This is a genomic window from Acinetobacter sp. LipI_19, from assembly GCF_058242925.1.
Genome location: NZ_JBZAYK010000001.1, coordinates 2,081,169 through 2,104,709 on the forward strand (window position 1 = coordinate 2,081,169; position 23,541 = coordinate 2,104,709).

Genomic DNA, 23,541 nt, shown 5'->3' on the forward strand with positions numbered 1-23,541 from the left:
GCGAGGTCAGATTAAATAAATATGAATAAACCAACTAAAAACCGATTTATATAAAAAAATTACCAATTTAAATTTGATACATCAAAAGTAAATTGTTTTGCACCTTCTTGATAAAATTTAACTTCAATTACTAATTTTTTGGATGACTTTAGCTGCTTAACAATTTCTTCTTCTGTTTTATCAAATGCTACAAATAAAGTATCAGATTTATGTGTATCCGATTCTGACATTGTTATAGATTTAATAGGTTTATCGTCAAACTTAAATTGTGCCTCACATTCGCGAATACCACAAATAAATTGCCCTTTTGATATAACCAACATGACGTCTTGATTTTTAGAGCTTTTCCTCAAAACTAAAATCAATTTTGAGCCACCGTTATATGGAAAATCAAAATCTACACTATTTAAACTGTCATTGTAGGCAAAATTAGTCTCTAAGCTTCTCATATCATCTTTTTTGCTATGATATTGCCAATTTTCTTTCTTAACTTCTTGCTGTTCATCTCCTTGGTTCGAAGAAACTACAGTCTGTGAACTTTCTTTTGGTTTATTAGAAATACAACTATACACCCATGCACAAGCAATAAATATGACAGCCACAATTATCCATTTTGGAACATGCTTAACTATTGTCGCACCACATTGAGGGCAACTTTTTGCTTTATTACTTACAGGCCCACCACATTCCTTACAAGGCTGTATTGCCATTCTAACCTCTTAATTATTATCAAGAGGTTAGAATATATCCTTTACTTCATTAAGAATTCAAGCCAATTGGCTTTTTCTAATACATTTTAAAATGCACTAACACTATTTACCGAAAAAAGACTTTATATTGGCAATTAATTCAGCTTTAGATTTGCCAACTTTCTGCTTAAACAACATAAAACTATCAAGCTTTAAACCATGTTTAGGCGCATGAATGTCAGCCAAAGTTTTAGTAATATTAGCTTGCAATAAATCTTCACGTAAAACCCCAATGGGTTCTAAGGTACTGAATGACTGCCAATACTTGAATTCAACATATGACATTTTCTGCTGCAATTCACCTACTGTCATACCAAGCCGACAAGCTAACTGAAATAGAAACTTCAGTTCTGGTCGGCTTCGGAGTTTTTTAATTCAGTAGGTTCATCCTTTTCCAATTTCTCATCACCTTTTAAGGCTATATCATTTTGCTTATAAACTTTTTTGGTAATGTTACTGAGAACTTTTAAAGGTAATTTTTTTAATTCATCATCTGGAATTTGTTTTAAAACCAACTCTCCAGTTTCAGGATCACATACAGTATTTTTAATTAGTGTTACAAGACCTAAATCTTGACCAGCAGCAGCCCATTCTTGTTGTGCGGCAAGACTTAATTGTTTAATACCAATCTTGCCCAAGCCATCAATATTATGAACTTCAATGACTGGTTTTTCTGCTAATTGTAGAAATGCGGTTGCTAAAGCTGATGTAACTAATAATGTCATGATATATCTCACTTCAATACAAAAATAAACCCGCATATAGCGGGTAAGAGTTAATAAAAAATTTGAGTTATGGAACGGTTACAACCACATCATTTTCTTTGTGTACAACTTCACCAGAAATCCCGATTTCTAATTGCAAACGGTTTTTCTTATTGGCTGCACGAACTGGCGCACATTTGCTCAGAGTTCCACAAAACTCATAAGTGGTTTTTTCTTCATCACCTAAATCAATTTTCCATTCTAAGCATGTACCTAATTTAAAATGATGAATTAAAACTTTTTGCTGTGCGTCACCAGTTTTTTGTAATGTTTCTACAGCTAGATTTCCACTGGTAATAACACCTGCTGCTGCCTGCATCTGAAACAAAGATTTTACTGTTGTAACATCATCCAATGTTCTTGTTGGAGTTGGTAAAGGAATATCGGTAACATCCCCCACTTCCACATAAGATCCAGCTGGCGAACCACCTGGAATACGAAAAAATAATCCTACACCCTGACTATCAACTAAACCTTCTACACAACCTGACATAAATTTCTCCTAACAAGCTTTTTGCCATATATAAAAATCAATTTGTATTTGCCATAACTGGGTTTCCACATCTAATCCAGCATAGCGTTCGCCGATTAACTCACTTGAAGCAATTGATTGATCATCCATTGCACGTTTAACTTTGATTGCTTCTTTTTCACATTGAATATTATCGTGATTCATCACATTTACTTGAATTCGAACAAGGTCATGGCCTGTCCACTTTTTAACTGTAATTTCAGGTATAGCGGTAATACCTTCATAGGTAATGTATGTTTCAGATTTATCATAACCTTCAGGTAATGGGCTTGGCCCTACACGATCATTAAACAATGGGCCAAGTACACTATAAATAACTTCACTCGCTAGCATCTCCAGCCCCTTGTGTTAAATCTTCTATACGACGTCTTTCAATAATTTCCTGCACATATATGCGATATTTTTCTTTGAACTTATTCAAAGCCTCTTGTTTTTTTAATTCAAAAGATACGCGAATGAATGGAACAGCAACCAAATTGGGTGTGCCATATTCAATAAAACGCCAATAAAATGCTTTTGGCTTAATCATTATGGCTGTACCCACATTGTTATCGAACTTGACTCGTTTTCTAGAAACAGATTTTTTCAATGTTCCTGGCTTCATCAACTTTCTATTGTTACTTCCATGTTTCTTTTTACTGTAGTAACGGTAATATGCTGATTCTGCTTTTGGCGCTTGTTTTTTAACTTCATCTTGGAAAACTTTAGCTGCTTCAAATGTGGCTTTTTGGGTTTTTTGTTTCTCTCCAGCCAAAGTCGTTAGGGCTTGAAGCTGTTGATTTAAATCGTCTAACCCAAGTACTTGTGCTGATACATCAATCATTACAATTTTCCTATGCTACACATTAACGCTTGCTTACCCTTATGAATTGGTAACTTGCCATCAATTCGGTAAACATCTCTGCTGTCCACATCCTGAAGCATGTGAGTAGCATTCAAAGATGGAAAATCATCTGGGCGCATCACTACACGGCAAACCAGTGCTGATCCTTGAGTGTGTGATAAGGTAAAAACTTGTGTACTTAAGGGTTCTACACCACCATAAAACTGTCCAATGACTGACCATGTTTGTTTAACTTGGCCACCACTATTTTTTTCTTCAGTTCTTTGTAAAACATCAAAAAGAGTGTCTAAATCACCTGATTGCATCTAAACCCCCATATTTCTTGATGGATTCATTAAGTTTTCACACGCAAGATTTATATATAGATTGACTTCAGTTTGAGATGCGCGGTTCTGATACATATCAGAGATAATTAGTAATGCAGCTACAGACAAATTTTCAGGAATTTCACCTTTATATTTTTCTTTAACTGCATCCCAATCCGAAAAATCAATGAAATCCAGTACATTACGTGTAGCTGCTTTTATCAGTAACTCAATATATGCATCATCACGGTCATGTATGACTCGCAAATGCTTTTTTGTAATTTCTAATGTAATTAAGTCACTCATAAAAAAAGCCTTTTTTTGACATAAAAAGAGGTAAAAAAAGCAGTCCTAAGACTGCTTTTCTAAATAATTATTATGCTTCACCAGTAACAGATAAAGCTTGAGAAGTATTGTCAGCTTCATCTGTTGCTGTTACAGATCCAACCTCACCAACAGCTAATGGATTCGGCTTGATTGACCAGGCACCCGCGTTATCAGCATATGTAATTCCAATTAGGCCACCTTTAGCGGCACGAACTTTAATAACTGCACTAGCTTCAGCTGTACCACTTAATTCTTTTGCAGAATTGACCAATACTACTGGTAATGCTGGTGCAACTCGATCTGCTGGAACATTAGGCAAATCCCCTGCGACATTTGCATCAGGAATAATAACCCCACCCGCTGCACGCATTTCCGAACGAACTGTAGCCAAGTTTTTACGGAAATTATCACCATCTTCAAGCGAGACTTGAGTATCAACATCTTCACGAATATACCCATCAAAACCGATAGATAAATTTCCACACCAGAATTTGGCAGGTTTCTGAACAGGACTAAAACGAACTGGTAGACCCCATAAAAAAGCTTGTACACCAGTACCAGTAGGAACACCAATTAAATAGTGACCATCAGAACCTTTTAAGCGTTCAATAACGCCCCAGTCTTGTGGATTAAGCACATAACATTCTGGTTGTAGGAATGATAATGCTGCTTTGTATTTTGCGCGGTTCAATACATCAAGTGCTGTATCGCCAGCTTCAACAGTAACTGTGACGTGATTTCCTGCTTCCATCAAACCGCTAAAGTTTTTTGGTTGTCCTGCTGCTGGAATGTGTCCATTAACCACAAAGTATTCAAGTTTATAGCGGATACCATAGGCTAAACGGCTTTCAATATAACTTGCCAACATTGGCATATCTGCCAAAACTTGATTTGATACTTTGATCCAGTGCGCAATTACACCAACGTTTAGTACCAATGGGCCGAATTCGAGACTAGACTCTGGTTTTTCTTCACCTTCAGGCACAATATCTGCCATTAAATCCCATGCTGTTTCACGCAATAAAGTCACAATGTCATTGGTTAATGGTGCCCAATTGATCAAATCAACCAGACTTAATGGCTGGAAAGGCACACGATTTAAATCATTTTTTGCATATTGGTAATTCTCACCAAGACTACCTAATGACACGATATTACGTGCTTTAATACCATCAAACGAGACAGAAGTATTTTTCTGACGCTTTTCAAGCATTGTTTTAGCAATTTCTAAAGCTTCAGTATTACGAATTAAAATTGCAGCAATACCACCCTGCTCATCTTCGGAACGCGTTTTCGCTTGGTTGACCAAATCAGTTTTGATCTGATCGATATCTGCAACGAGCTTATTAATTTCTGAAGCACGTTTTTCAAGTTCAGCTTTAGCATCATCAGGTAGATTAGCTAACTGCGCCTGACGACTTTCAATTAAATCATCTAATTGTTTTAAACGCTTTTTTAACTCTGCGGATGCCGTATCAAGTGGGTTCCCGTTTTCGTCACGAGTTAAAATTTGCTTTGCACCTGCAAGTGGGCGTTTTTGATATGCAGTCATATTATTTCCTTTTAAAAAAGAAAACCGCCAGTTAAGGCGGTTATGTTTGTTTCATTAAAAAATTTAAACTTGATCTAACCAGGCAAGAGGATCTTGTTTTGGCGCTGGTTGATCTTGGCCAATTGATTGAACACGTTGGATTAAGGATGATGCAGCTGCTTCATCAAGATGGAACTTTCGTCCAAGATAAAGCTTCATATCTGTTTCTGTTTGAATATCTCGCATATCAGAATCAGACACACGCGCATTTCGATCACTTGGTTCATCACATACACTGATTTCATATAGACTCGCTCGTTTAATACGAACAAATTTGCCCATATCTTCAATGTCCATTGGATCAGGATAAAAGAATGCTATCGACAAACCATCTATCGTTTCATCTTCAAGCATTGCACGTACATCTTTGGCAAGACTCAAACCTGGTGTAAGCCGTCCTGAAACTTTAAAACCAATATCATCTTCTTCAAGTGTCAACCATTTGCCGATGCGCATCGCAAATTCAGGACTAATCCAGTCATAACGATGGCCATGGTTGTAATACATATGACATCGCATTGCACCAGCTGCCACCGCATTAATAAAATCTGTAAAAGCTCCTTTCACAAATTGTTCACCATGTGAATTGATACTTTCCCAACGAACAGCATATCCATCAAATTCAAATGCAGAATTCTTGTCTTGATTTTCATCGAATCTTAATTTGACATCTGAAAATGGCAAAAGCCGAATTTGGACATTCGGCTTTTGCACTTGTGCATCACGTAAATTTAAATGATTACGGCTCATTTTTTTGTCCACCTCGTTGCCCCTCAATAACACGATCCAGCGTCAATAACTGAGCTGCAACCATTAAATTATCTCCACCTTCAACAGGTGCATAACCTTCTTCGATACGTACTTCATTAATTGTGGACTGGCCACTTTCAATCCGAACTTTATTATTAGCAATACGAGAGGCTATAGAGGCACGTAACAAGTCCTTAATTTTGAATTCAAACTCGTAAGTATCCCAATCAACACGGTCTAATAGATTTAACCTTGCTGACTCTTCAATACGCTCAAAATAAGGACGCAATCCAAAACGGTAAAATGACTCTACAAGCTGCTCGATACCACTACCCCAAACAGTTGAACCACTGGTATCGTTAATCAATACACTTGGAACCCCATAGAAGCGACAAACTTCCTCAACGGTAAAACGTCGAGTAGACAAAAGTTCAATGTCTTCAGGTGTTAAGCTTATTTTTTCAAATTTTAAGCCACCTTCAAGTACTGGAAGAAACCAATCATCACCAGAAACAAGGTCTGACATTTCCTGACGGAGTGCATCACGTTGTTCTTTTTTCAAAGTTTTATCAGTTGAAAGTGTTCCCGATGGTTTGGCGCCATTTTCCATGACTCGTCCGACTTTATCATCGGTTGCCAACCCAATACCGATTGATCTAGCACCAAATGCCAAAGGCGACATTCCAACCAAGCCAGTACCAAATAATTTAACGTGCCAAATCTCTTTGTCCGTTAAAATTTCCTTTTTCCCATCAAAATAAGTGATGTGGTATTCTTTTTTGCCTTTATCATTCAATTTTGGTAAAACTGAAGCATTATTGATCACCACTAGCTGATTTAACTGCTTATGGTAATAATATTTCCGCACATAGACATTTCCACTGATTAAATTCAGCATAAATGTTTCTTTAAACTCAATATTTGTTTGATCATCGTTCGGTTTATTACGAAATAATCGTGCTAAATCATGGTCAAATATCTGTTTACGATGCCGATTTTGGTCAAAAATGAACATCTCAAGTGGTAAACTTGCAACTGTTTCAGCTAATATCTTATGACATGCAAAGACTGCTGAAAGCGTCATTGCTCGTTCAAAAGTAGCGGTACTGGCTATTCGGCTATTAGAACGTGGAAAATCAATCAAAACCCCACGTTTTGGACTTTCAGGGCCTGTACTTCTGGCCTGAATATCCTTGGTTTCATTAACTGCCCGCTGGATTTTGTCCTTTTCAAGACACTCAAACAGCCGACTTTTTGCAATTTGTGCTGTCATCGTCGCCCCACTACCATATTTTTGATGTAATCATCCGCATCCCATTCATCAAGATTTTCACCAGGCACTAAATCAAATACGCTTTCATCGTCATAATGCATTGCCCTTGAAGCTGCAATGATCATCCCAATTGCTAAGTCAATTTTTTTCCCTGGTGAGGTTTTGCGCGGGAAAATATTTTCTTTTGCATCAGGACGTACAACAACATTTAGTACACACCACTGCAAGACAGGATCACCATCATGATGCAACCGCCCTTCAGCAAGTAATTGTTCAAGCCAGCGCATCGGTTCAGACAGATATTGAGTTGTTTGTGGAACCTCAATGACATTAATTCCTTGATCCATCAGATTTGAAGTCAATTGCGCTGCATGGTATGGATCATGACCTAACTCATAAAATGAATTCTCAGTATGAAAATTCTCAATGTCTTGTTGAATTCGGTCAAAATCAGTAGATGCACCTGGTGTAACTCTCAGAACACCTTTATCACGCCAAACTGGATATTCATCTGGTCGCTTTTCACCGTTAATGGCTTCTTTGGTATCAACAACACGCTCATTGATATAAGGTGTTGCAAAGATATGCCAATGAATCTTGCCACCATGTAGACGTGGACGTAACCGCCCCCACCCAGCCAAGTCAAGACGACTCGCTAAGTCATAGCCGCCAAAACAAACTTGCCCCTTAAACTGTGATTCTGGTATCTCTAACTTGGCCGCTTCCCAAATCGAAGGTGCTATCCAACCGTCTACAGCTCCGACCCACTCATTTAAATGTTTTTGTCGTGTAATACCTTCCTGCTTTGGACTAACTTTGACTTTTTCAAACACTGAATGAAGATATTTTTCAGTAACTGAAATTCCAAAATTAGGATTAGCCTTTGGCCATACTTTAGAATCTTGCCAATCATCACCACGATCTAAGCAAAACACCATGCCAAAATATTGGTCATGTGCTGCTTTGCCTCGTAAAATATCAACTACAACTTGCCGTTCCTGATAACACTTGCTTGTCGTGTCATCACCTGCTGTGGTAATTGCTAAAATTAAAGGTTCTTCACGTGATGCTACACCATTGGCCACAATGTCATACATATCAGCAGTTTTATGTGCATGTAGCTCATCAATAATAGCTGCATGAACATTCAGACCATCCTTTGTTCCGCCCCGATCTTGTGATAGCGCCTTAAGCGTGCTGTTTGTTTCTGTTTGAAACACTGAATATTGTGAAAATTCAATACCGAAGTTCGAACGCATTCTTGGTGAGAATTCCACCATCTTTTTTGCATCTTCAAATACGATCTTAGCTTGATCACGCGAAGTCGCAGCTGTGTAAACTTCAGCGCCCATTTCACCGTCGATAAATGCCAGATACAAGGCAACGGCAGCCAACCAAGTTGATTTCCCATTTTTCTTTGCGACCTCAATATAGACATACAAAAATCGACGCTTATTATCAGAATCTACCCAGCCGAAAATATTCATCATACAAAATATTTGCCACGGCTCCAGCATTAGACGATGCCTTGTACCATCTGGTTTCATCTTTGCAAGCTTCCCTTTTACATGCGGGCAGGCTTCAACAAATTTACAAGCATGGGTAACTCTTTCCAGATTTAATTCATAATCAAAATCAACATCTGGCTTAGTTTTATATTTCAGGTCTTTTAATAAGTTCTGAGTATCTTCATCGACTAGATCGGTAATGAATCCTGATTTGGCCAAGTCTGATAAAAATCTTTTTATGGCAAGTTTTTCTAACTGTCCTGCAACGCGAACTCCAGAGCGCACGTCTAGGCAATACTGGAGCGCAATTTTAAAATAATCGCGCATAACTTCTCACTTAACTTGATCTAACAGACATTCCAGAAAACTCATCATCTTCTGTAGAAGTTGCAGCACCTAATAAATCAAGTTGCTGCTGTTTATTAACTTTGACATTTGAACGCGCGGCAGGCGTTAAACCAAATTCACGGGCAGTCTTAATAATTAATTCCTGTAACTTATTTCTAATCTGGAGCCATGCTGATTGAACTTCAAATTTATTTGGAGTAGTCGCCACCCAGGAATTAATATCTTGTAATTTTTCTTGGACATCTTCATAAGCTGCCATGTTGTCGCAGTGCAGTAAAAACACATCACCATCGACAACACTTAATAAACCTGCCTGTACTAATTTTGGTCCCAAAGTATCCCAATGTTTACGCGCTTTTTTATTTAACCATGCTGGGCATGGCGGCATTCCTAAATCTACTGCGGCATTTGCAACTTGCGCATCGGCATCACGATCATCACGAATGCGGCTACCACTGAGCATTTTTTCTTGCAGTGATTTAGGAGGGCGTCCAGCTGACATATAAACCTCCAAAATTTCAAAAAGTTTTAAATATTAGAGGTATACCCCCCTATGGAATTTTGACCACGTAAAAATTTGACGGGGGGCGGTCTTCTAGGGGCAAGGCCTTGCGACTTTGCACCCCCTATCCCCTATTTTTTTAAAAAATTATTAATATCTTGAACAAGAATATTTACTTCTGATTCTGGAATCTCATAGCCTGTGATCCCATGCTCATGTTTAACGTCTACAAACCATTTGCCATAACTATCAGAAGCGGTCTTTGTATTCCTTCTAATTGCTACAACGTCAGAAGCAAGTACAAAACGATTTGAATTAATTTTCACTAACATACTTCAATCCGATCCTTTACTAATTATTCTGCAATGTGTATCAACCTCTGCAAGTGATGCAGGTCGCAGTCGATCATATTGTTCAGTTCGTGAATGAAGCTCATCATTCCAAAGTACTTGAAGTGATGAACCATTTGATCTAGTCACCACACCAACACTATCAAAACCTTTTAGATCATCACGATAGACAACAGGATCACCCAATAAGATAATTTCTTCACTCATAATCAAACCTGCTTCTTGAAATGACTATGATGTAAGCGGTGAGTAAAGCCATCATTGTCTTCAATGGTGATTGAATTACTCTCAACTCTAATCACTTCAAACTCAGCATCAACTTTGCAGTTCAATGACTCAAATACAAAACCCGTTACAGGCAAAGCAATATCACCCTCAAAGAATGGGTTAATACTATTCATGTTTGCTTTGGCTGGTTGTTGCTGATAGTTCCAACTGCCACGATCTTCTAGCTGTGTCTTGCGGTCATGGCATGACTTGCATAATGATTGCCAATTGTTCTTATCCCAGAATAAATCTTTGTCACCTTTGTGCGGAATGATGTGATCCACCACTGTGGCCACTTCAATATATCCACGCTTCTGATGATCAGCACAAAGCGGATGTTCAGCCAAGTGTTCAAGACGTTCTTTTTCCCATCGTGCATCATAGCCACGCTGGTGCGCTGTACCACGCTCCCGATCTTTCTTTCGAATCTTATCTTGATGATTGTCACAGTAACCTTGATTGGTTGCATATTCTTTGCAACTCGATACAAGGCATGGACGTTTAGCACGTTGTGGTGCTTTCTTTCCCATGATGACAAACTCCAGATCAAAAAAAACCACATGAACCTCCGAGGGAAACATGTGGTATGAAAAGAGTCTTTCGACTCTGGGGAAACTTACAGCGCTGAATAATTACAGTTACTCATTGTGGTGAAATGTAGAATACTTTTGGCTCACCTGTCAACATATTTAAATAAATTATTAGGTGATTTTCAATTGATGCATTATTTTTGATTCTATTTCCTGCATTTCCTTTTTTATTTCAGTTTTATACTGTGAAATCAAATTACCTAAATTTCTTTGTATTTGCATTCTGCTAACTGAACCGATAACTGCTCTGTTTCTCTCAGATGGTTTGTAATCAGCTGGACAATTAAATATTTCAACCAAAGCAATGTACAAAGCTGTTTCATCACGTTCATGTTTTATTGATAATTTTAAATTTTTGCTGAGTAGCAAAATTGTCTTGGTTGCTTTGGCAATATCTTCTAATTGATTCAATTTAGAAATATGTAATCTCAAAAGAATACTTTGAACTGGTGAAAGTTCTGCATAGCTAATTGCAGCACATACATCTTGAGCAGTTAAAGCACCATACGAACCGCCACCAACTGAATCAAAATTAGTAGTTTTTGGGTTTAATAACCTTAAAAATTTTTCCATTATTAAATACCTGTATGAAAATTAAACATTGTTACGGGCAAAAGCTATTTTGTTACATGGTTGTTACGGGTTAAGGTCTATAAATAATCTTTAAAATCAATAGTTGTTACGGGTGTTACGCTTGTTACAGGGGTATTTACCTCGCGCGAGAAGAATTTATTTTGAAATTTAAATAGAATAAATAAAGGGAGTGAAATTTTTCCCGCGTGCGCGCGTGTGCGAAAGCCCGTAACAGCTGTAACAGACCCTCTGTATGTATTGATATGAAAGGCGTAGACACTGTTACGGGGTAGCGAAAAAGCCCGTAACAAGCCCGTAACAGGCGTAACAATCAGAAGCAATATTTTAGAATTTATTTTAAGCATCTTCAGTCCCTCGCAATGTATCACGAAATCGTTTCACTTGTGAAGATAACCATTCAGCTTGTTTAACGTCCTGTGGTGGCACTTGTGTAAATACAATTCTTCTTTGCACTTCTTTCCTATTTACAGCTGAGTAACTGCCGCCAAAAGTATCTTCGTATATTCGGCCATGCCGCTTGGCTACAATTTTTTCAGATGTAATTAATTCGATGAATCTGTTACTAGGTAATGTTTTTTCACCATTTTTATGACAGTACTTAATGTAGGCACTATACAAATCCTCACTTAAACAACATATGAATGGGTATTCAAGCTCACCTTTAGACCAATCATTTAGAAACAATTTCCATCCAGGCAAACCGAATTGAATAATTTTCTGTTTTGCCTTGGTCATTGGTGGTTCTGTGTATTGCGTAAAATCGCCAAGATCAAGATTTAAAAGATAAGTATAAAATGCACTGATTGCATTACTATCGGGTTCTAGACAGATTTCGATTTGCTTTCTGAGTTCTTCAGGCAATTTCTGGTTCGGCTCTAACACACAAAACCGACGATCCCTTTCTTCAATGGCCAATGGCTGAACTTCATTTGATAGAAAGACACAGTTGATATGGTTATTTTGGCTATAACCTGACATGAATTTTTTCTCAATTCGAATCTTTTCACCAGTAATCATGTGTTTGATCAAACCCATCATTCCGAACTTTGATTTATTGTTAAATATTTCTTCAAATAAACAATAAAGTTTGCGCTCTGCCCAATCTGTATAAATTGATTCAAGACCATTTTGCCCTAGCGTAACTGAATACTGTTCACCATATATTCGTGTCATGATCTTTTCAAAAAATAGCGATTTCCCTGCACCTTGGAAGGGACTACACAGCAATAATGATGAATTCATTTTTGCACCAGGATGCTGGAGAGGAAATGCTAACCATTTTAAAATCCATTGATAAGCCTCATCTTCTCGACCACATAAAAATTTAAGTAAGCTTATGATTGGTACACAATACTCGAATGACTCTCCTTGACTCATCATCTGATCTTTTTCATCCAATAAGGGCAGAATAGTCATCCCATCATAAGTATTAATTTGCCCTTCCTTAGTTTTCATCGTTGGATCAAATACAAGATTTTCATGCCAAATCATTCGTTTATCTTTTGCTTTAGCCCACAGTTCATAAGCACCTGCCCAATTATCTTTCATGACATCTGTGCCAACTAACTCACGCCTAAAGGTATCCCAACATGCTTTTTTTCCCTCAAGCATAATGAATCGCTCTTGCATTTCTTTAGCAACTTTATGACCACCATCCTCCAAGCGACCATCAACATCATCACGACTAATTGTTTTACGATGGCTATGCGAGTTCCAAGCATCAAACATTTTTTTACCACCAAGCATGGTGACAAATGCAGATTTCTTCCAAACCTTTTTACTATAGTCATCCCAAACATTTGTTTCTGCTTCGATCAAACAAAATCGAGCTAGATACTTATTAAGCAAATCTTCACTAGATTTTTCTTGATCAGATACACCTACATTTTCTGACGAAATACCCACACCCTCCACTTGTTCAACAGCCAAGGATTTTTGTAAATCTTGATCTAATTGAGAATTTTTCTCGATTTGACCATTCAACTGGCTGTTGGGCTGTTTAGGGGGTTCGGGGGAAACAAACGGTATAGAGGAAATAGCTGTCATGATCTGCCTTTTCACAACCTCCAACCCTTGAAGCAAATGCAAGTCATTAAAATCAGTAGGGTGAGATATTGCTTGTGGCTGTGTCATATTCTGATCTTGATCCACTTATGCCACCTCTTCAAATTGTGGTAAAACTACAATACCGCCAGTCACAGCCACAGCTTTGTTAGCGTAATCCTGACCTGTAGATTCTTTTGCACTGTCATCATCTGCACAATAAACAAGCTGTGCATTTGGGTACATTTCTCGCACCTCAGTACCAACTTTGGGTAAATTATTTGCAACGAAAGCAAGAAATACGGGTAATCCTGTAGCTAAATGAATACTGGCTCCAGTTGCATACCCCTCAGCAATACATAAAACATTACTATCAAGCTCAACAGTGCCGATCAGGAAAAAACATCCGCCTGTACGTCCACCCTTTTTATTTCCCGTGGTGTCTTCTTTATCAGCTACAAAATATTTACCACCATCTGGGTAAATTGTTTGCATATTCCACTGGAAACCAGAGCGATCAAAGGCTGGAATAAGCACATTCCCATGATGATCTATTTTGACTCCTGGAAGTGCTGGAACTTTTTTTCGATCTAAATACGGACTAGACTCACCTATATAAGGATTTCTATATAAACCTTGCGCCTGACGTGCTACCTGTTGTTGTTTTTTTAACTCCATTTCCTGGGCAATTCGTTCACGAATTTTCCGTTCCTCAGCCCATTTTTTCCGCATTGCTGGAGTGATCTTACTTTTGGCATTCAACCCTACTGAAGCCGCAACTTCCTCAATAATCTGTGAAAATGCCAGGCCAGTAACTTTACCAATTAAATCAAAACCATCTCGATTTTTACTTTCAGTACAGTTATTACAAAGCCAATCACCATTTTCATATTTATCGTCAAAACGAAAACGATCCTCACCACCACAATTAGGACATGGCCCATGTTCATCAATTTTAGGTACTGTTATATTGAACTGTGTAAATATATCAATCCATTTTCCGCGTGCTGCCTCTTTAACATCTTGAAGCTCGAATTTAGCCATGATTACGTTCCTTATGGTTTTTCACCATAGCAAGCAAGGTTGCTGTGACTCTGAACAAATCAAATACTTCTTTATAAATTTCGTCATGTTCCTGCTGAGTTATGCGGCCATCTGAAATTGCTGAAGCGACTGACTGGGATAAATGACCCTGTTCTTGAGCAAGTTCACCTATTTTTGTGATATACGATGCATGATCTAAATCCTCAATAACTTGAGGAAGCTCAAACCAAGCAGCATTACCATGAATCGCACATAAACTATCCATAATACGGAAATCCTTAGTTTCAGAAAGAACAGCTTCTAAATGATAGATATTTGCTTTATGTGTTTGAGTCGTAGGACAAAGCGAATTACGTAACGTTGTAATATTCCAACCGTTTTTTTCTGCAATTCTTGAAATTATAGATTGCTCTTCACTTGTGTAGATTGCAGCCTTTAAAGCCATTTCTAAAGATAAAACTGTATTAGATTTTATAGGCATGATTTTTCACCTCTCAAATAATCATATTTACTAAGTAGAAAATCACCTAAGCTACTTTTAAATCATAAAGCCAATATACGAATTGTGCTTTGGTAAATTTACCCTTAGATGCCATTACCAGTGATTCAATGGTATCCACACGTGGAATTTTTGCTTTATAAATCAGATGGTTCCTTAAATATTGAACTGTTGTCCCTGAATTAGATGCAAAATTTTCAAGTTCTTCAGCTGTCAAACTAATGATAAATTTATGAAAATCAAAATCATCTTTAAACACTTTAAATCACCTATAAGGTTATTATTTATGAGCATATTGCTTAAACACAACAATAATGTCAATACCTATAAGGTGATTAAATCAACTTCTGAATAGCTATTTTAATTCTTAATTTTTGGGAATAATCAAAAAAATTTAGTCAATCCAGACTTTATTTATAGTCATGTATAATTTTTAAGTTATTCAAAAGACACGATGCAATCGACATCACTTTTCGATATGTTAGGACGCTCACATCATGCTTACTGTTTATGAAATAAGAAAAAAAAATGTTGAATCTATGATTGAATATTCGAGTTCAAGACGTGCGTTCGCTCAAAAAATTGGTATCGAATACAATCTACTTAACCAATATATGAGCAAAAGAAATCCAAAAAATATTGGTGATAAATTAGCACTTAAGATAACAGCTGCTCACCAATTACCTGAAGGATGGCTGGATCATGAACATGATCAATCTGCGATTAAAAATATGGTGAGTAGTCAATCAACGTCAAATGATGACGCAAAAAATACAATAAATACTGATTTATTAGAAAATCACCCTAGCGCTAATCAAAATTTTGCTGTTAAATCTATACCAATACTCAACTTTCTAAAAACAAATAAAGGTGAAGAATTGGAAGTCTCCAGAGATGTTATAGAAACAGCAAATGTCTATGTTCCTCCTAGCATAATTAATCCAATTGCTTATCAAATTAAGGGAACTGGATATGGCAAGCCATACAGAAATGGTTATGTCGTTGTTTGTGAATTTAAAGGAGAACCCATTTCAGGCGAAGATGTACTAATCTTTTGTAAAGATGGAACTATTTATGCTGGAGAATTTCTATATCAGCAAGATATATTAATTTCGATCAATTCTATTGATGGTGAAAAGGATGAAATCCTTAAAGAAAATATCGAGAGAATCTCACCCGTTAAACTTTTTATATCTCAGAGTCAAGTAAACAAATAACGAAAAAATTTAATTAAATTTAGCAGGCAAAGCCTGTTTTTTTTGTCTTAAAAATAAATTTATTAATTATTTTTTGTAAAAAAATCAATTATCTTGAATTTGTAACAATTTCATTGATCAACCTTTAATAAAATAAATCACCTTACAGGTATTGACAATTGATTTTATAATAATCAATAATTCAAAACACAAAATAACCTAATAGGTGATTTAATAAATGAAAAACTTATCTTTTGAATCAGTAATTATCAAAAGACTTCTATCAGAAGACTTCGCCCAACCACAAAGATTTGGTTTTTTCAAACGTATCTGGAGAAAGCTATGTGCTCTGAAAACAGCTTAAACCAGATTAATGCAGCTATAGAAAGACTGAAAAATGCGACTTCAAAAACTAAGCTTTTAGATGCTCAAACTGAATCACTTGCATTTGTCCTGGCTGCATTCGAAGCGAAAGAAATTACCCAAAAAGAAAAACTAAGTTTCGATAGAAACATTAGAAACCAATATAGAAAACAATTAGTTGAGGAACATGTATGAACATTAAAATTCCAACACTCACTGGCTTACAAGTTCAGGTTGTACCAATTAATACAGTTATTAAAACTGAAGCTGGTGATGTCACTGTAAACGATCAATTTTCAGCAACAGATGGTAATAGCATTTGGATGACTGAAAAATCATTTCAAGAAATCAAAAGCTTTAAGGAATGCACAAATGGTGCTTGGGATGCTGAAGCTCTAATACCAGCTCAATCAGTAATTGACACTTGGCCAAAGCTCCAGCGCAAATCTGTTACTGGTCAAGACATTGCCAAGTATCTGGAAAAAGCAAAGACAGCCTTGGAGTATGTGCCATGACAAAACAGGAATTAATCATCGGTACTCTCTTCACCGTTTTATTGCTATCGGCATTTATTGCTGTTGATTGGCTGGAGAAACTCTAATGCTTAGATTCATTGATTTAAACCATATCAAGCATGCAATTGATATCACTAAAGTGACAAATGTTGCTATTCGCCCACAAGATAAAGATTGGGTTTGTTCTTTTCACTTCGGTGGTTCTCATATTGCTGTAGCTATAGTTGATCAAAAAACTGCTGAACAGCTTCACAATGATTTGGGGATCAAAAATGAACACTAATATTGATCACGATGTATTCGCCAAAAAATTGCAGTCAATTGAGTTGGCCAACCAAGTAGAAGAGTTCTTAAAGAGTCAGAATCTTGAAGAACCTGTTCAAATCCCCTTTGGATATTCCGCTGACGCAGACCGTTTTAAAAACAGTGAAAAGTATGATGCACAAGAAACAATGCGCCAAATTATGTTTAGCAGTGTTTCCGAAGCCAGGAAGAAAAAATCAGGTTTTATCCAAATGTCTGATCCCGCTGTGATTTCTGAGCATGCTCGACTTGATCACAATCGCAGTGAACGAAACAAAGCTTTTAAATCTAATTTTTCAAGATTTACAGGCATTTGCAAAAAACATGGCTCTACCGAATTTGCTATTTATTCAGACGGTTTAGATCACAAATGTTTGTTATGTAAAAAACAAATTGCACAGAAATTTCAGAAAAAGGCAGGTGCAGCATGAGTACTCAAAATTTTTATTTAATAAAAAAACTTGGTCTCAAGAAAGCCCGCGATATGCTAAACGGTTATATCCCTGCTTATGAGGATATGACCGAATTAAGAAAACAATATGATGCCTGGCATGCACAAACTGTTGATCATGCACGAGTTAGTCCAAATACTGTGGTTATCAATGAAGTGGTGGCGAAATGAGTAAAGTTTGTTTTATACCTAAAGATTTTCGCAAAAGCTCAGTTGAACTTATTGAGTTCATGAACACTTTGATTGAATCCTACCAAGACCAAGGTTATACACTTACAGTCCGTCAGTTGTATTACCAGTTGGTGGCGCGTGATTTAATCCCAAATGATTTGAATTCTTACAAACGAACCGCTGCAATTATCAATGATGCAAAACTTGCTGGCCTAATTGACTGGGATGCCATTGAGGATAGAACACGTGATTTTATAGTTCGGTCTAGATGGAATTCTGTTTCAAGCATTTTAGATTCTTGTGTTAGATCTTTTCATATGAATATGTGGCAAGAACAAGAATATCAAGTTTATGTTGTGGTTGAAAAAGAAGCCTTGGTCGGTGTACTTGAACGCACTTGTAATACTTATGATGTGCCTTTACTTGCTGCACGTGGTTATCCGTCTAGTTCGGTTTTATATGATTTCGCGCAAAGCCATATAATCCATAAATCTATGCATAAGCAACATATTATTATTCATCTGGGCGATCATGATCCATCTGGAATTGATATGACAAGGGACTTAACAGAAAGATTAAACCTATTGTGTGGAGGCCGTGTAAATCTTGCTGTAGAGAGGATAGCACTCAACTATGATCAAATTGAAGAACTTCGTCCACCAAAAAACCCAGCCAAGGATACAGATTCTCGCTTTGAAAGTTATCGTAAGAAATTCGGTTCATCTAGTTGGGAATTGGATGCTTTAAGCCCACAATTCTTAAACGATTTTGTAGAAAGCAAAATTAACGAGTTTATAGATTTTGATGAATGGGATTTGCGTAAAAGCGAAATCAGTTCAAAGAAACGACAGCTTCAGGCAATTTCAGATGGTTTTAGAGGATAAGGGGCAAGCCATGACTTTAACTGACCAACTCCAAAATACTCCTTTAAAAAAGAAAATGGAAAATAAGATTGTGGCTCATGTAACTCATGAATTTTCTAAAGCTGGTTTAACGCTTCCATTACCAAAATTTAGAGATGATATGGCGACATATGATGAACCAACAGCTGCAAAAATGGCGAATCGTTTAAGAACTGGAGCAATGCTATTTGCTCAAGTTTTAGATGAAAGGGAGGTGAAGCTAGATGCCTGAGTTTATCGTGACCATTGAAGCAGACTGCGCACCTCAAGTTGTTTTAGGTCAAATCCTGCTAGGCGGAACCGTTACTGCGCTTAAGTTAGAAAAACGCAAATTAGTATCTGTAGCAGAACTGGTTGCAAAATATGGCTTATCAGATGAAACAATCCGTACACGTTTGATTTCAATCAACCAAGGCAGTAATGGAAAACACATGTATGATCCTGACGCTGCTGAAGCAATTTTGAAAAATACAAAATCTCGACGTGGGCCTAAACGCAAAAATTAAAAAATACCCGCTTCATGCGGGTTTATTTTTAACCGTTGAAAGCTGCAACCAAATCATCTGCATTCGGATTGTAATAAGTATTGATTAACACATCAATTTTCTTATGCCCTGTTATTTTAGCTAAAATCTCAACTGGTAGCTTTCTTACCCTGACCATTCTTGAAATCGCTTCATGCCTAGTATCGTGAAAATGTAATTGATTTAAGCCAATTTCAGCTTTACGTTTTTCCCAAGTTTGCCGAAAAGCATTTTCTGACTGTGGAATGATCTTTCTTCCATCATGCTTAATCAGATCCAGCAATGCCCTGGCTTCTTCAGAAAGCGGAACATTTCTAGCTTCACCATTTTTAGTAGCTGGCAGATGAACATATCCCTGTTTTATGTCTATCTTATTCATTGCCAGTATTTCCCCACGCCTCATTGCTGTTTCTATTGCAAATAAGAAACCCCAAGCAACGTAATGATGTGGATATACTGGCTCACACCCTCTTTCGTATTCCATAACACTTAGAATTAAATCAATTTCGGATGGATGTATTCTGCGATTTCGGGCGGCTGGCTTAGATGGTTTACTAATCAAAAACCAAGGGTTTTCATCCAGGAGAAATAATTCCTTTTGAGCGTAAGAAAATATTGCACTGTAATGTGAGATTTCTTTAAGAATTGTGTTTTCACCAACTTCCTTCATTCGCTTATTTCGCCAAGCTGTCAAATCTTTAGGAGTTATGTCATATATTGATTTTTGGGCCAAAGCTCCAAATTTATTTTCAAAATTCTTATATTGACCTGCAATCCAAGCCCGTGAACTTTTTGATTTATTGTGCTGGCCAACATCTTGATAATATTTTGTATTGAGATCCCGAAATAGAAACTTTGGTTTCACTTCGCCAGACTCAATTCTAGATTGAGATTTTAATTCTAATAATTTTAATGCTGCCCATTGCTCACATTCTTTCGCAGTGTCTCTTGTGCAGTAGTATCTTTTATTTTCATATGAAACCGTAATAGTATACGTTTCACCACGTTTTCTTGGCGTTGGAAGCTTCATTTTTTGTCGCAGACTTGTCGCAAATGGCATAGAAATATTGCCATTTTTTACCAATAATTCCAACTCTGCCAACAATTAAATGCGACAAATAGGCAAAAAAAAAGACTTATAAGCATTTGATTCGCCTATAAGTCTTTGAAAAATATATGGTAGGTATATCCAGACTCGAACTGGAGACCTCTACGATGTCAACGTAGCGCTCTAACCAACTGAGCTATACACCTGAAGTGCTGAGAATATTATTCATTTTTTAATAAGATGACAAGCCTTATTTCTTCACTTTTAATGCATTCGCACACTCTTTAAGCAATTTCTTGATATTTTTAATATCCTGTTGATTTTCATTACCTAAATAGACAATTTTTTGAAAAATCTGATTCACTTGCTCAAACAGATGTTTTTGTTCAGCCCGCAAGGTTAAACGCTGCATCCATTGTTGAAACGTTTCTGCTTCTGCTTTTTGATCAACCACAGATAATTGATGATTAAATTGAGCAATGATTCGCTCAAGTCCTGACATTTGACGAATGCGCCAAAATTGCGTCACACCCCAATAGATCAACAGTAATCCGAGAATTCCAAAAATTAAAACCAAACCATAACTATAGGCCGATGTTAAGCCAAGTTTCTTCATCCAGCCGCTTTGCTTCTCTGCATCGTAACCGACAACCTTACTCTGCCATTGAAAACCAGCATAGTCACTCCAAACACGCAATGTTCTAAGCAGCGATGAATGCTGAAAACGCAAATTTGAATAACCCGCATCACCAAAAATCGAACGATCATCATTCATCACATTTTGCATACCACGATCAATACGTGTTGGTGCAATGATAGCTGTTGGATCAATGCGTTGCCATTGCCCATGTTGATAAACCTCAGCCCAAGCATGTGCATCTAACTGGCGTACTTCCCAACTCTGACCATCAGGAGACAACTCCCCCCTTGGTAGCCTGTGACCACACGCGCTGGAATCCCAACATAACGCATCAGCAAGACAAAGCTTGAGGCATAATGTTCACAAAACCCCTGCCGTGATTGAAACAAGAACTCATCAACACGGTGATTCCCTAACTTTCCAGGGGCAAGTGTATAAACAAAATTTTCTTTCTTGTACCAGTTCAATACATTCTGAATATAAGCTTCAGGATTAGACTGACTCTGCTGATACAGATTTAAAGCAAACTTCTGAGCTTGTAGATCACTCTTTTTAGGATAACTGAGGTTATTTTTCAGCATCATCTGTTCAAAATGTGAATCCTGACTATCTCTAACCTGACCTCCCAACCACTGTAATTCAATTGGCTGGGTTCGCTGTACCAGTCGTTTAGGTGTAATCGACCAATCTTGGTGTAACTCAAAATGTTGTTCTATTGGAATGGACTTTTCCAAACCGGTAATCCATTGCTGACTTGGATCACTGGCAAGATACTGATAATGAAATCCATCAATCTGCCCTGTGATCTTGGAATAGGCTTTTACCTGTTTATTGGGAAATTCACTTGTCCATGTTGTGCCATCATAGCGATCAAGCACCATCGCACGCCAATATAGTTCATTACGGTTTGGTAATTGCTTCATATTGCCAATAATTCGGAATGCTAATGAACTAGACTGTGAAAGCTCAGCGATATCACCAGGTGACATACGATCACTCAATCCCGTTACCGCTTTATTATTGGGAATGGGGATTTGCCAAAGTGGTGGCAACCGCGGGAAAAACATAAACAGTAAAACAAAGAATGGCAAAGCTAATGCAATAAATTTAACAATATGTATTGAATCAGTTTTAAATGACTGAAAAATCGGTTGATCTATTTCAAAATTAACGATTTGTACACGATATAGCCCAACCAAGCTACTGATTAAACAGCACAAAACTAACAGTGCCATCCAAAAGGCTTGGCTGTGTAAAAACAAACTGGCACTGACGAATAAAGCGAAGTTAAACAGAATAATGAAGTCTCGTTTTGATTTGGTTTCAAGCGCTTTAGCAAATAAAAAAGTGGAGAGAACGGCTGTCCCTGCTTCTACGCCTAAAAATGTGCGTGAATCAAAATAAATGATGAGCAAAGCTAAAAGTGCAAAAACTAATTTTGGGATTTGTGTAAATAATCGAGGCAGATTATAGACTTGATGTTTATTATTTTTGTCATAATACAGCGCCAAAGTCATTATATTAATGAGGAATAAAATAGACAATGCAATAGGCATATAAGCCAGTTGTGCCAACCAAAGTAAACTCAGCACAACTAAAATTGAAATTTGTATCGATTTATTCATTGTTCATCCTCACGCTTGCGCCAATAAGGTTTTGATATGAATATAGTGCTGTTCTCCAATCCCATTTTCAGTTTGTGCATGCGGTAAAATAATGCTGTACGGCGTTTCAGTCTGATGACATCGATCGACCAACTCCATCATAAAACTCAGCTTCTCTTCATGGTCTGCACTTGGCATTTTGCTATATTCAATTTGCATCGCATGGGTATCGACCAAATCATCGAATTGTTTGACAAATAATCCTTGTCCACGCGCAGCCTGTTTCCAAGAAATGCTTTGCAATGAATCACCTGATTTAAAAGTCCTTAACTCTTTAAATTCATCTAAATCAGGTTCGCCCGTATTAGAATAATTCTGTGATTGATGCGTTAAAGGCTTCGCTTCAGGAGCAATCCAATAACTTTCAGTTAAATAAATATAGGTCCATGCCCGCACCAAACCGAGTGGATATGTGGAGTAAATTTGAATTGGGGGGACTGAAAATTCGCCACGTTGTTGTGGGATAAAATTCAATTCAAAACTTTGTTGTTTTTCTTCAAATAGAAAAGATTGTAATTGTTCATCAAATTTAAAGTTTAAAAATTTAGGCGTAGCACGGTCCTGTTGTAGGTTTACTTTCACTTTAAAAACTTCATTAACCTTACCCACCTCATCGACAATTACGTCTAATGTAATCGCATGTAATTGTTTAAAACTGAGATAGAAACTAATACATAAAATCGCACTCATTAAAAAACAAAAGCCAAGAATTAAATTATTGGCATAATTAATACCAGCAATAAAAGTAATCAGAATGAGGACTAGATATAAAAAACCCTGCTGGTATATAAAAACCAACACTTGGTTTTGTTTCAGTGTACGAGTTCCTGTATAGCGAAACCGAAGATGCAGCCATTTAACAAATCGTTGACCTAACATAAGCG

At 37.1% G+C, this 23,541-nt stretch carries 32 protein-coding genes, 1 tRNA gene and 1 pseudogene; 9 read left to right on the forward strand and 25 right to left on the reverse strand.

The window, feature by feature from the left end:
• Positions 1-59: 59 nt before the first annotated feature.
• From AC4CVF_RS10255 to AC4CVF_RS10355, 21 genes are all read right to left on the reverse strand, one after another.
• Positions 60-710 carry a hypothetical protein gene (locus AC4CVF_RS10255; RefSeq protein WP_490789365.1) on the reverse strand — a complete coding sequence of 217 codons (651 nt, stop codon included), beginning with the start codon at positions 708-710 and terminating at the stop codon, positions 60-62.
• A 102-nt stretch (positions 711-812) separates the two neighbouring features.
• Positions 813-1,061: a phage tail assembly protein T gene (locus AC4CVF_RS10260; protein ID WP_490789366.1), complete on the reverse strand. Its 249-nt coding sequence runs from the start codon at positions 1,059-1,061 to the stop codon at positions 813-815.
• A gap of 32 nt (positions 1,062-1,093) precedes the next feature.
• Positions 1,094-1,474 (reverse strand): hypothetical protein, encoded by a 381-nt coding sequence (locus tag AC4CVF_RS10265; protein WP_490789367.1) that lies wholly within the window; start codon positions 1,472-1,474, stop codon positions 1,094-1,096.
• A 67-nt stretch (positions 1,475-1,541) separates the two neighbouring features.
• The gene (locus AC4CVF_RS10270) at positions 1,542-2,006 is read right to left on the reverse strand and encodes a hypothetical protein (RefSeq protein ID WP_490789368.1); all 465 of its coding nucleotides are present in this window, start codon (positions 2,004-2,006) and stop codon (positions 1,542-1,544) included.
• 9 nt (positions 2,007-2,015) lie between these two features.
• A complete protein-coding gene (locus AC4CVF_RS10275; RefSeq protein WP_490789369.1) occupies positions 2,016-2,378 on the reverse strand; it encodes a hypothetical protein in 363 nt (120 codons plus the stop codon).
• A complete protein-coding gene (locus tag AC4CVF_RS10280) occupies positions 2,365-2,868 on the reverse strand; it encodes an HK97-gp10 family putative phage morphogenesis protein (RefSeq protein WP_490789370.1) in 504 nt (167 codons plus the stop codon). Before AC4CVF_RS10280 ends, AC4CVF_RS10275 begins: the two co-directional genes overlap by 14 nt.
• The gene (locus AC4CVF_RS10285) at positions 2,868-3,194 is read right to left on the reverse strand and encodes a head-tail adaptor protein (protein WP_490789371.1); all 327 of its coding nucleotides are present in this window, start codon (positions 3,192-3,194) and stop codon (positions 2,868-2,870) included. Before AC4CVF_RS10285 ends, AC4CVF_RS10280 begins: the two co-directional genes overlap by 1 nt.
• Entirely contained in the window at positions 3,195-3,500 is a 306-nt protein-coding gene (locus AC4CVF_RS10290; RefSeq protein ID WP_419286449.1) for a head-tail connector protein, read from the reverse strand.
• A 70-nt stretch (positions 3,501-3,570) separates the two neighbouring features.
• Positions 3,571-5,073, reverse strand: a complete 1,503-nt coding sequence (locus AC4CVF_RS10295; protein WP_490789372.1) for a phage major capsid protein — start codon at positions 5,071-5,073, stop codon at positions 3,571-3,573.
• A 63-nt stretch (positions 5,074-5,136) separates the two neighbouring features.
• A complete protein-coding gene (locus tag AC4CVF_RS10300) occupies positions 5,137-5,862 on the reverse strand; it encodes an HK97 family phage prohead protease (RefSeq protein WP_479734149.1) in 726 nt (241 codons plus the stop codon).
• Positions 5,852-7,135 carry a phage portal protein gene (locus AC4CVF_RS10305; RefSeq protein WP_490789373.1) on the reverse strand — a complete coding sequence of 428 codons (1,284 nt, stop codon included), beginning with the start codon at positions 7,133-7,135 and terminating at the stop codon, positions 5,852-5,854. Before AC4CVF_RS10305 ends, AC4CVF_RS10300 begins: the two co-directional genes overlap by 11 nt.
• Positions 7,132-8,970 (reverse strand): terminase large subunit, encoded by a 1,839-nt coding sequence (locus AC4CVF_RS10310; protein WP_490789374.1) that lies wholly within the window; start codon positions 8,968-8,970, stop codon positions 7,132-7,134. The genes AC4CVF_RS10305 and AC4CVF_RS10310 overlap by 4 nt, the downstream gene beginning before the upstream one ends.
• Before the next feature lie 10 nt (positions 8,971-8,980).
• Positions 8,981-9,493 (reverse strand): phage terminase small subunit P27 family, encoded by a 513-nt coding sequence (locus AC4CVF_RS10315; protein ID WP_419286454.1) that lies wholly within the window; start codon positions 9,491-9,493, stop codon positions 8,981-8,983.
• Between the two features lie 131 nt (positions 9,494-9,624).
• Positions 9,625-9,825, reverse strand: a complete 201-nt coding sequence (locus AC4CVF_RS10320) for a hypothetical protein (RefSeq protein WP_490789375.1) — start codon at positions 9,823-9,825, stop codon at positions 9,625-9,627.
• A 3-nt stretch (positions 9,826-9,828) separates the two neighbouring features.
• Positions 9,829-10,050 (reverse strand): phosphohistidine phosphatase, encoded by a 222-nt coding sequence (locus tag AC4CVF_RS10325; RefSeq protein WP_490789376.1) that lies wholly within the window; start codon positions 10,048-10,050, stop codon positions 9,829-9,831.
• Between the two features lie 2 nt (positions 10,051-10,052).
• Complete coding sequence (locus tag AC4CVF_RS10330; RefSeq protein ID WP_266125971.1) at positions 10,053-10,640, reverse strand: HNH endonuclease; 588 nt, start codon at positions 10,638-10,640, stop codon at positions 10,053-10,055.
• A gap of 171 nt (positions 10,641-10,811) precedes the next feature.
• Positions 10,812-11,273, reverse strand: a complete 462-nt coding sequence (locus tag AC4CVF_RS10335) for a hypothetical protein (protein ID WP_490789377.1) — start codon at positions 11,271-11,273, stop codon at positions 10,812-10,814.
• A 357-nt stretch (positions 11,274-11,630) separates the two neighbouring features.
• A complete protein-coding gene (locus tag AC4CVF_RS10340) occupies positions 11,631-13,445 on the reverse strand; it encodes a DUF5906 domain-containing protein (protein ID WP_490789378.1) in 1,815 nt (604 codons plus the stop codon).
• Positions 13,446-14,381 carry a primase-helicase zinc-binding domain-containing protein gene (locus AC4CVF_RS10345; protein ID WP_419286460.1) on the reverse strand — a complete coding sequence of 312 codons (936 nt, stop codon included), beginning with the start codon at positions 14,379-14,381 and terminating at the stop codon, positions 13,446-13,448.
• Positions 14,374-14,862 carry a phage regulatory CII family protein gene (locus AC4CVF_RS10350; RefSeq protein ID WP_479734158.1) on the reverse strand — a complete coding sequence of 163 codons (489 nt, stop codon included), beginning with the start codon at positions 14,860-14,862 and terminating at the stop codon, positions 14,374-14,376. Before AC4CVF_RS10350 ends, AC4CVF_RS10345 begins: the two co-directional genes overlap by 8 nt.
• A gap of 46 nt (positions 14,863-14,908) precedes the next feature.
• The gene (locus AC4CVF_RS10355; RefSeq protein ID WP_490789379.1) at positions 14,909-15,139 is read right to left on the reverse strand and encodes a hypothetical protein; all 231 of its coding nucleotides are present in this window, start codon (positions 15,137-15,139) and stop codon (positions 14,909-14,911) included.
• A 238-nt stretch (positions 15,140-15,377) separates the two neighbouring features.
• Here AC4CVF_RS10355 and AC4CVF_RS10360 point away from each other — a divergent pair, with 238 nt between their 5' ends.
• From AC4CVF_RS10360 to AC4CVF_RS10400, 9 genes are all read left to right on the forward strand, one after another.
• Positions 15,378-16,097: a hypothetical protein gene (locus AC4CVF_RS10360; RefSeq protein ID WP_479734159.1), complete on the forward strand. Its 720-nt coding sequence runs from the start codon at positions 15,378-15,380 to the stop codon at positions 16,095-16,097.
• A gap of 321 nt (positions 16,098-16,418) precedes the next feature.
• Positions 16,419-16,634 (forward strand): hypothetical protein, encoded by a 216-nt coding sequence (locus tag AC4CVF_RS10365; protein WP_009585968.1) that lies wholly within the window; start codon positions 16,419-16,421, stop codon positions 16,632-16,634.
• A complete protein-coding gene (locus AC4CVF_RS10370) occupies positions 16,631-16,954 on the forward strand; it encodes a hypothetical protein (RefSeq protein WP_490789380.1) in 324 nt (107 codons plus the stop codon). The genes AC4CVF_RS10365 and AC4CVF_RS10370 overlap by 4 nt, the downstream gene beginning before the upstream one ends.
• An 85-nt stretch (positions 16,955-17,039) precedes the next feature.
• The gene (locus tag AC4CVF_RS10375; protein ID WP_490789381.1) at positions 17,040-17,237 is read left to right on the forward strand and encodes a hypothetical protein; all 198 of its coding nucleotides are present in this window, start codon (positions 17,040-17,042) and stop codon (positions 17,235-17,237) included.
• Positions 17,227-17,688 (forward strand): hypothetical protein, encoded by a 462-nt coding sequence (locus AC4CVF_RS10380; RefSeq protein ID WP_490789382.1) that lies wholly within the window; start codon positions 17,227-17,229, stop codon positions 17,686-17,688. Before AC4CVF_RS10375 ends, AC4CVF_RS10380 begins: the two co-directional genes overlap by 11 nt.
• Positions 17,685-17,879, forward strand: coding sequence for a hypothetical protein (locus AC4CVF_RS10385; protein ID WP_490789383.1), 195 nt, complete (start codon positions 17,685-17,687; stop codon positions 17,877-17,879). Before AC4CVF_RS10380 ends, AC4CVF_RS10385 begins: the two co-directional genes overlap by 4 nt.
• A complete protein-coding gene (locus AC4CVF_RS10390) occupies positions 17,876-18,763 on the forward strand; it encodes a toprim domain-containing protein (protein WP_490789384.1) in 888 nt (295 codons plus the stop codon). Before AC4CVF_RS10385 ends, AC4CVF_RS10390 begins: the two co-directional genes overlap by 4 nt.
• Before the next feature lie 10 nt (positions 18,764-18,773).
• On the forward strand, positions 18,774-19,013 hold the full coding sequence (locus AC4CVF_RS10395; protein WP_490789385.1) for a hypothetical protein: 240 nt from the start codon (positions 18,774-18,776) through the stop codon (positions 19,011-19,013).
• Complete coding sequence (locus AC4CVF_RS10400) at positions 19,006-19,287, forward strand: DNA-binding protein (RefSeq protein ID WP_419304908.1); 282 nt, start codon at positions 19,006-19,008, stop codon at positions 19,285-19,287. Before AC4CVF_RS10395 ends, AC4CVF_RS10400 begins: the two co-directional genes overlap by 8 nt.
• A 28-nt stretch (positions 19,288-19,315) precedes the next feature.
• Here the strand turns inward: AC4CVF_RS10400 and AC4CVF_RS10405 are convergent, their stop codons facing one another.
• From AC4CVF_RS10405 to AC4CVF_RS10420, 4 genes and pseudogenes are all read right to left on the reverse strand, one after another.
• Positions 19,316-20,335, reverse strand: a complete 1,020-nt coding sequence (locus AC4CVF_RS10405) for a tyrosine-type recombinase/integrase (RefSeq protein ID WP_096735498.1) — start codon at positions 20,333-20,335, stop codon at positions 19,316-19,318.
• Between the two features lie 147 nt (positions 20,336-20,482).
• A tRNA-Val gene (locus AC4CVF_RS10410) sits at positions 20,483-20,559 on the reverse strand.
• A gap of 44 nt (positions 20,560-20,603) precedes the next feature.
• Positions 20,604-22,618, reverse strand: a pseudogene (locus AC4CVF_RS10415) (transglutaminase TgpA family protein).
• Between the two features lie 9 nt (positions 22,619-22,627).
• Positions 22,628-23,536 carry a DUF58 domain-containing protein gene (locus AC4CVF_RS10420; protein ID WP_483770014.1) on the reverse strand — a complete coding sequence of 303 codons (909 nt, stop codon included), beginning with the start codon at positions 23,534-23,536 and terminating at the stop codon, positions 22,628-22,630.
• Positions 23,537-23,541 lie beyond the last annotated feature (5 nt).